Below are 3,161 nucleotides of genomic sequence, written 5' to 3' on the forward strand. Positions count from 1 at the left end.
GGTGGTGCGTCGACCGGCGGCAGGATCACGGGTGGTGCGTCGACCGGCGGCAGGATCACGGGTGGTGCGTCGACCGGCGGCAGGATCACGGGTGGAGGTTCTACCGGCGGCACGATCACTGGTGGGGTAGAAGCGATGATGGTGGTGTTTATTGAGCTGGTGCAGGTGACGGTGGCTCCGCCTCCGTTGCCTGAGCCGTTGCACTGGTTGATGGTGATGGGCAGTGCGGCCGATATCGTGTTCGACCCGACGGTGCACTGGACGCGCATCGTGCCGCCGCCTCCGTTACCGGAGTCGTTGCACTGGGTGACGGTGGCGTTTGTCGTTGAGCCGATCGGAGTGCAGACGACTGTGGGCTCGGTACCGCCGTTCTGGCCGGAGGCGTTGCATTGGTTCACTGACCCGGCCGCTGTTTCGGCAGTCCCGGTGATGATGTTTTCGACAGTGACGCTGCATTGCACGGCGCCGCCGCCTCCGTTGCCGGAGCCGTTGCATTGATCCACGACGGTTGTCAGTTCGTTGGATGGGGTCGTCGTCGTCGTGCATGTTAGGGCGGTGTTGGCTGCCCCGGTACATGCCTCAACGGTAACTACCGAACTCTGCGTCCCAGTATCCAGGTTGAGGCTGTTGACAATAGTGACGGTGCAGGTGACTCCCTGGCCGCCGACGTTGCCGATTCCGTTGCATTGATTGATTGCTGTGGCCGCGGAAGCTGCTGAGGCGCCGCCGAGTGCGCCTCCTGTTAGGAGCACCGATATTGCCAATATCAGGGCGGATAGGAATGCGAGGTATTTCCGTCTGGGGGAAGGTTGATAGCCGGTCCCAGCAGTGGGGCTGAGTAAAGTCATACTGTGGTTCCTCACTTGAGGTTAATCGGTCAAGGCGAATCGGGAACCACCGGCGGCTTACCTGAACACATGATCCCGCCCCCGGGCCGCCCACACAATTCCCGGTACCCGGCCACAGGTGAATGCGGCCGAACGAGGAATAAGAGGGTTTGACCAAGGGTTTGCCCGAATTTGTGCACCCAACCGGCGACCGAGCTGGCGGAAACACCGGAGTAAATTTCCGGAATTGGCACACCCATAGAGGATTTGGGTGCCACGGCAGGATTAATGAACGGGCAGGATTGTGGTTCAGAGATTGTGCTGCAGGCGCACCCCAACGTGTGCCGCTGATGTAGGCAACCGGCGAACGGCGCTACAAGCAAATTTGTCTGCCTCATCCGTGAGTCACGGTCAAGGACGCAGGATTGTAGATAAATCCCCAGCAAACCGATTTACCCTGAGATGTCAAATCGGTCTTAATTTCATACAATAACCGTGCTGTGATTACAGGTCAATCATTTATCTGAGGCCCCTGAAGCGGTTACTACCGATGGACGGGGGCGGTGGCCAAATCAGAGCTATTTGGCACGGTTTTCGCACCGTTATTCGGCCTCTACGCGAAGCGAGGCCGCTGCGTTGAGGGATCCTTCGCCGCTCCACAATTTTTGGGACTAACAGTGCAGCAGGATCTGTTGAACCAGCCGCAGTAGGAGGTTCGAGGTGGACGCTGCGTCACGTCGTAGCCCAGTTGGAGGGGTGGGTTCAGGGTGTGTGGGTGGTGAATTCGGTCCAGAGTGGGTAGTGATCCGAGATCCGCCAGGATATTTCTTGTTTGGTGAGGTCGGTGAGGATGTGGGGGAGGAAATCGACGTGCCCGGCGTGTCCGGTGTAGGTGAGGGTTGTGAGCATGGTGGTTCCGTCGAGTTCGGAGAACCAGGCGATCTGGTCGTAGAAGTGCCGGGTTTTGTCGTTGTCGAAGATCGTGCGCGGCACGTCCTCGAGTTCGACCGGTGGCCAGAGCCCGGTGGAGACGAATGCTTCGTAGAGGGGGTCGCCGATGCGGTCGAGGTTGAAGTCCCCGAGGACGAGGAGGTTCTCGTTCCAGTCATCGGGGCGTTTGGCCCAATTGTGCATCCACTCGGCGAACGCGGTGATTTCGGGCAGCCGGTCAGCGGCCTTGGTGCCCCATAGGACGTGCACGGTGGTCAACACGAAACCTGCTGTGCCGCGGGTGAAGCCGGCGGCGTAGGGGGTGCGGGCGAACTGGGGGACCGGTGTGCCCGTTGCGGGTGGGAGGACGATTTCCCCGACCAGTCCTGAGGGTTGGACGCGCGTGGTGTCGTAGAGGTAGGTCAGGCGTTCCCCGTTACCTGTCGGGCCTTCGGTGACATCCGAGGTGATGAACCGCCAGGATGGGCCCAGCAGGCCCAGCAGGTATTGCAATGCTATGGTGTTCCGGCGGACTTCCTGCAGGGCGAGAACATCGAAGCGGGACACGATTTCGGCGATGCAGGCCATGGCATGGAGATCCCGTTTGGGTGAATCCTGTGGTCCGGCTGTCCATTTTTCGGTGAGGTCCCCGAACGCCCGCACATTCCAGGTCGCCACCAGAAGATTCACATCATCCTTGGACGGGACAGTGTCATCCAGTGCTGTGCGCAGGCGGAGCAGATCTTCGATCACCGCAGTGGGCGGCGTCGTCACGATCAGCGTCATGAACCCCATCGAATCACGCCGACTATCCCACGTGCGTTGAGGCCTTTATAAGTGCTACTTGAGGATGCTGTGACGGATGGTACTTTGCGTTGTACACTACATCCTTCGCTGACCCTCCGCCGAGGAGGTTCGTCCGTTCAAGATGAAAAAGGGTGAATGAGTGGTGGTGTGGCCCGCGCGTCCTCCGGCACGAGGTGTCGGAAGACAGGCGCGGTACCCCTATTATTCTCCGTGACGTCCGTCTAGGGTCAGAGCCTACCGCCCTCACCTTCATAACTTTGGCCCAACCCATAAGTGCTAGCTGGGGCTGATGAGTGAATGCCACCCTAAGAAGCAGGGTGGACCCCAGCGCGAGCGGGCCCTTTCAGTGCTGAAGCGTCTGCCCGATATCCCGGACCATGAAGGAATCACTTCGCCTGAACATGCTGTTGATCGGACAGGCCACGGCGGAGATGATCCCCCGGCCTGATCTCAGGAGGCGGGGGGGGGGGGGGGGGGGGGGGGCCCCCCCCCCCCCCCCCCCCCCCCTGTATTTGAAGGTAAAAAAGGGAACACACCCCGCGCAAGGGAAGGAATGTTTTAGATTCAACCCCCCCCCCCCCACCGAGCCAGGGGCCC

General features: G+C 60.4%; 1 protein-coding gene and 1 pseudogene. One reads left to right on the top strand and one right to left on the bottom strand.

The window, feature by feature from the left end; genetic code table 11:
* A pseudogene (locus IWX65_RS17335) lies at positions 1 to 498 on the top strand (hypothetical protein); the annotation flags it as partial.
* Between the two features lie 1,091 nt (positions 499 to 1,589).
* On the opposite strand, the gene IWX65_RS17340 reads toward IWX65_RS17335, so the two are convergent.
* On the bottom strand, positions 1,590 to 2,543 hold the full coding sequence (locus tag IWX65_RS17340) for an endonuclease/exonuclease/phosphatase family protein (RefSeq protein ID WP_334683985.1): 954 nt from the start codon (positions 2,541 to 2,543) through the stop codon (positions 1,590 to 1,592).
* Between the last annotated feature and the right edge of the window lie 618 nt (positions 2,544 to 3,161).

Origin of the sequence: Arthrobacter sp. CAN_A214 (genome assembly GCF_015751955.1) — a bacterium.
Classification (GTDB): Bacteria; Actinomycetota; Actinomycetes; order Actinomycetales; family Micrococcaceae; genus Arthrobacter_D.